The sequence below is a fragment of the Pseudomonas sp. genome, from assembly GCF_037994325.1.
Classification (GTDB): domain Bacteria; phylum Pseudomonadota; class Gammaproteobacteria; order Pseudomonadales; family Pseudomonadaceae; genus Aquipseudomonas.
On the sequence record NZ_JBBNAH010000189.1, the window covers coordinates 1 to 4,895 of the forward strand.

Annotated in this window: 5 protein-coding genes and 1 pseudogene; 1 reads left to right on the plus strand and 5 read right to left on the minus strand. The window is 59.7% G+C overall.

Annotation, left to right across the window (positions count from 1 at the left end):
• Positions 1-54: 54 nt before the first annotated feature.
• The 3 genes from slyA to AAAB16_RS06300 form a co-directional block, all read right to left on the minus strand.
• The gene (gene slyA / locus AAAB16_RS06290; RefSeq protein ID WP_340662562.1) at positions 55-492 is read right to left on the minus strand and encodes a transcriptional regulator SlyA; all 438 of its coding nucleotides are present in this window, start codon (positions 490-492) and stop codon (positions 55-57) included.
• A 139-nt stretch (positions 493-631) separates the two neighbouring features.
• The gene (locus tag AAAB16_RS06295) at positions 632-1,642 is read right to left on the minus strand and encodes a DUF2804 domain-containing protein (protein WP_340662563.1); all 1,011 of its coding nucleotides are present in this window, start codon (positions 1,640-1,642) and stop codon (positions 632-634) included.
• A 151-nt stretch (positions 1,643-1,793) separates the two neighbouring features.
• Complete coding sequence (locus AAAB16_RS06300) at positions 1,794-1,922, minus strand: PA1414 family protein (protein ID WP_340662564.1); 129 nt, start codon at positions 1,920-1,922, stop codon at positions 1,794-1,796.
• A 265-nt stretch (positions 1,923-2,187) separates the two neighbouring features.
• Between AAAB16_RS06300 and AAAB16_RS06305 the strand changes: the two genes are divergently transcribed.
• A complete protein-coding gene (locus tag AAAB16_RS06305; protein ID WP_340662565.1) occupies positions 2,188-3,291 on the plus strand; it encodes a DNA alkylation repair protein in 1,104 nt (367 codons plus the stop codon).
• A gap of 531 nt (positions 3,292-3,822) precedes the next feature.
• Here the strand turns inward: AAAB16_RS06305 and AAAB16_RS06310 are convergent.
• Together AAAB16_RS06310 and AAAB16_RS06315 are read right to left on the minus strand one after the other, a co-directional pair.
• Positions 3,823-4,746, minus strand: coding sequence for a biotin-dependent carboxyltransferase family protein (locus AAAB16_RS06310; protein ID WP_340662566.1), 924 nt, complete (start codon positions 4,744-4,746; stop codon positions 3,823-3,825).
• Positions 4,743-4,895 (minus strand): annotated as a pseudogene (locus AAAB16_RS06315) (allophanate hydrolase); the annotation flags it as partial. The gene AAAB16_RS06310 and the pseudogene AAAB16_RS06315, both read right to left, overlap by 4 nt.

The following is a 4,895-nucleotide window of genomic DNA, read 5'->3' on the forward strand; positions in this document are numbered from 1 at the left end:
GACCCAGTACGCGGACCAGGGCGCTTGCTTTGCGCTCGCTACCGAAAGAGGCAGTTAACGTTTTTCTAAGTTGCTCAAAATACGCGCATGCACTAACTGGCAACGGCGAATTTCTTCTTCATCAATACCCGCAAACAACTCCAAGCGAAGTTGATTGGATATGGCCTCAATCTGTTCAATAAGCGGGCGCGCAGAATCACTGAGGCAGATTTTTTTCGCCCGACGGTCCTCCGCTACCGCCTGACGGCTGACCAAGCCTTGCGACTCCAGGCTATCCAGCAAGCGCGCCAGGGTCGGCCCTTCAACGCCTACGCTTTGTGCCAACTCGCGTTGGGTGGGTAGTTCTTGGTGAAACCGCGCCAGGTGCAGCAGTACCAGCCAGCGCGCCTGGGACAGGCCGAGGCCTGCCAAACGACGGTCCAACTCGGCGCGCCAGGAACGGGACAATTGCGCCAGTTGCATACCAAAACGGTGTTGATCGGTGTGGGGCATAAAAAGGCTCTTGATCACAGCTAATCCTAATAATTAGCCAGCTAACCATAACCTTAGGCAAAGTGGAAGACATTGAGAGGTAAGACTTAGTACGTTTATTCCAGAGAAAATAACGCGTTAAACGCTGGCGAGCGCCCCGCTACCACTTCACATATTGGTCTTCAACAAAGCCCCACAGATTGTCGATAGCAATACTTGGCCGCCCTTTTGGCCTGAGTTCGCCGCGGAATTGGCCAAAGATCTGTTTGAAATTGCTGGCGAGAAATCCGAGGTTAAGCCGCTCTTGGTGCAAGCCACGGGCTTCGAAATGCAGTTCGACCTGGCCGTCAAACGACTGCACGCGCCAAGGCGCCATGGGGTTCTGGCGATCGAAGTCAAAGCGCACGGTATCGACCTTGATCAGCTCGCCATCCAGCCAAAAACAGTTCTCGGTAAAGCTGGTTTCGTTAACCCCGCACGAAAGATTCAGCCCCACCCGCTGCGCGCCTACCTGGCCGGACAAGCAGGCCCAGTTCCAAAACGTTTCCGCGCGCATATAACCGGCAGACCAATCGTGGTGGGCAAAGGCATTGATGCCGCCGAGATCAAAATCGCCCAAGGCACTCTTTACCGTTCCAACGCAGCGCACCCCCGCGACCTTTTGCGCATACACCCAGCCATTGCTGGCAATGGGCGTATTCAGGCACATGGGCTGAAAGGCAGGCTCGTTTTCATTAAAGCTGGCGTCGATACGCGTGCCGTCGTCCAGCTCCACCCACAGGCGTTTGTGCCCATCCACGTTTTCCAGGCGCAGCAGGTTTTTGCCGCTGTGCAACTCGCACACGCCATTATTGGGTTGTTGGGAAAACTGCGTGCCGATGCTCAGCGGCAATTTAAATTGGCGCTTGACCATGCGCCCGCTGGCGGGATGGAACAGGTAGACAAAGCCGATGCCGGTCAGGCTCAAATTCGCCAAGGCGCAGCCGCCGATAAGCTGGTCGCTGAGCAGGCCAAAGTATTGGAATTGATGAAAGCGTCGCCACTTGCTCAGGGCGCCTAACTGGCGGCCCATGGGCGTACGCAGGTCGTAATCGCGGTAGTTAACGTCGCCAACGGCGTGGGGAAAGATACCGAAGTGCGCTTGGCCATCGGCCTGAATCAGTCGGTCCATCGCCTGCTGCTCCCCTGAAAAGAGACCGGGATGCTAGCACTGGGGCATAGGCTGCTGGAGTCACGCTTGGCGCCAAACGAGGGACATAATCGGCCAGCAGAAACGAACGCGCCTCCCGAGTGTGAGAGGCGCTGGCCGGCGGTATTGCGGGTTAGCGTCTACGCCGCTGGGCGGCCATGCGACGCTGTTGCTCTTCGGTCGGAATCGGGATCGGTTGCAGACGTTTGGCGCCCAACAGAACAGACAGTTTCCAAGCCAAGGTGTGTAGCCACATTTTCATCGTTTGATCCTCTCTAAACAGCGAGTGGGCATTACAGCGAGTGGGCGAACACCTGTTATATGGCGTTCGGCTGCCCGGAACTCAAGCCCTGACCAGTCATGCTGGGTATCCAACAGCGGGGGCTACGCCTTGAGAGTGGCACCAACCCAGGCGTAGCGCCACTCACCGCTGTGCTTTGCCGGAACATAAATGTGAGTTAACCGATGTACGGTATGTCTTACACACTTAGTAGACTTGCCCTACTCCACGCCTAAGAAGGATTCCTATGAGTTCCGCCGACACCGCCGCGCCCGCCCTCAAGGAAATCTTTAACCGCAAACGCTTGCAGCACATCGCCGATGAAACCCTGGCGGTGTACCCGGCGTTCGCGCACAAACGCTTTTTAAAACTGGCCAGCGCCGGGCTGGATGAGCTGTCGTTGATGCAGCGCTTGGCGCGGGTGAGTGAAAGTCTGCACGCCACCCTGCCCGCAGATTTCCCCACGGCACTGGGCATTCTTCAAGACTTGGCGCCGCGTTTGAACAGTGGTTTTGTCACCCTGTGCCTGCCGCATTACGTAGCCAATTACGGGCTCGAACACTTCGACCTGTCGATGCAGGCGCTTAAATACTTCACCTGCTTTGGCTCGGCCGAATTCGCAATTCGCCACTTCCTGGTGCTGGACTTCGAACGTGCCCTGGCGCAGATGACCGAATGGGCGCACGACGATAACGAGCATGTGCGCCGCCTGGCCAGTGAAGGCAGCCGGCCGCGCCTGCCCTGGTCGTTTCGCCTGCTGCGGATGCAAGCCGAGCCGATGTTGGCCTGGCCGATACTCGACGCCCTGAAAGCCGACCCGAGCCTGTATGTGCGCAAGTCGGTGGCCAACCACCTTAACGACATCAGCAAAGACCACCCGGCTCTGCTGTTGGCGCAATTGGAAAGCTGGACTCTGGATGACCCACGCACGCAATGGATCACTCGCCACGCCCTGCGCAGCCTGATCAAAAAGGGCGACCGACGTGCCTTGGCCTTGCTTGGCGCGGGCGAGCCGGCGCAGGTTGACCTGCTGGCCTTGCGGGTTACGCCTGAAGTGCTGCAACTGGGGCAGAGCATGACCCTGTCGTTTAACCTGAAATCTACCAGCGACAAGCCCCAACGCCTGGTGGTGGACTACGCCATTGATTACGTTCGGGCTGGCGGTAAGACGGGGTACAAGGTGTTTAAGCTGAAGACTCTCGACCTGGCGCCGGGGGCCTTGGTGGTGCTGGCGCGTAGTCAGCAGATTCGTGAGCTGACGACCCGTAAGCATTATTACGGGTGGCATGCGGTGCATGTGTTGGTGAATGGTGAGCGGTTGGGCAGTGGTGGGTTTGAGTTGGTGCCGTAGTGGCCGCTGCTTCGCGCACCAGGCGGTCTCCTGACTAACGTGCGGCGTGAGTGAAGAGGCAGTCTTCGGGCTGCCTTTTTTATTGGCGATGTTGCGTCATAAGGTGAGGGCTGCCTCCCAAAGATCGGCTCCCTCTGCCCGCTTGCGGGAGAGGGTTGGGGTGAGGGTTTGGTTTCTGTGGTTCTCCAACGTAACCGCATGAGCTGAACGTTTTTTTTCGCGCCTTACGCGCGACTTACTTTTGCCAGTCGCCGCAAAAGTAAGCAAAAGGGCTTGCCCCAACCTTGGGTCTCCGCTGCGCTGCGACTTCCCTCGCTCCGTCGCCGCTCCAGGGGGCGGCGTGCAGGGCCATCCCTGGCCCCACGCCTTTCGCGGCTCCTGCCGCTCACGCCCCTACGCAACGACTCCACTCGGCCTGCGCTAATGGGGCGGGTAGATCAAGAGCGGTAGATCAAGAGCAGTCCGTAGGTTGGGTCGGGCCGCGTTCGGTGAGCCGTAGGCGAGGCCCAGCGGGCCGGCGTTGTAGGGTAATCAGGTGCCTTGCCACTGCCGCAATAGCTGCAAATGTTTGGCTTCGGCATTGGCTTGCAAGACTGGCGAAAGCTGTAAACGGTCCCCCGGCTGTGCTTGTGCCAGCCGTGCCAGGGCTTCTGGGGTTAGCGCGCCGACGCGGGGGTAGCCGCCGATGGTTTGGCGGTCGTTGAGCAGGACGATGGGTTGCCCGTCCGGTGGCACTTGGATGGCGCCGAGCGGAATGCCTTCGGAGATCAGTGCTTTGCCTTGGTAGTGCAAGGTTGGGCCGAGCAGGCGGATGCCCATGCGGTCGGCGCGGGTGTCGAGTTGCCAGGGGCGGTTGAAGAGGTCGAATAAGGCTTGGCCGCTGAAGTCGCCGATTTGTGCGCCCAGTACCAGGTCCAGCGGTGTGTTTAGGCTGAGGTCGGGGGTCAGGCGTTTTTCCAGTTGCCGTGGGTTGGGTGCTGCGCCGGGCCAGTTCAATTCATCACCAGCGATCAGCGCCTGACCATCGTCATGCAAGCCGCCTAATTCCTCGCGGCTGACGGTGGCGCAACTGCCCAACGTTGGCGGGCCGTTAAAGCCGCCAGGCGCAGCCAAGTAGGCGCGCATGCCTTGTTTGGGGTGGGCGAAACGCAGGCGCTGGCCAGCGCGTACGCTTACGCTTTGCCAGGGTGCAAGCGGTTGGCCATCCAGCGTGGCCGCCAGGTCGGCGCCGGTAATGGCTAAGCAGGTGTCGCGTTGCAGCAGAACGTCCAAGCCGCCCAGGCAGATTTCTATTACCGGTGCATCCAGCGGATTGCCGAGCAAGTAATTGGCCCAGGACATCGACAACCAATCCGCCGCCCCGCCCTGGGTAACGCCCAGGTGCCGTACGCCAAAACGGCCGGCATCCTGCAGTTGCACCAGCGGCGTGCTGTGTTCGATCAGCAGGCCGTTCATGGCAGTGCCTCCAGCGGCGTGTCGTCGCCACCCAGGCGGATAAATTCGGCATGGCTGACCGGCGCAAAACGCACGCGATCGCCAGGTTGCAGCAGGCTGTAGCCGTCAAGGCTACGGTCGAACAAGGCGCTCGGCGTGCGGCCCAGTAC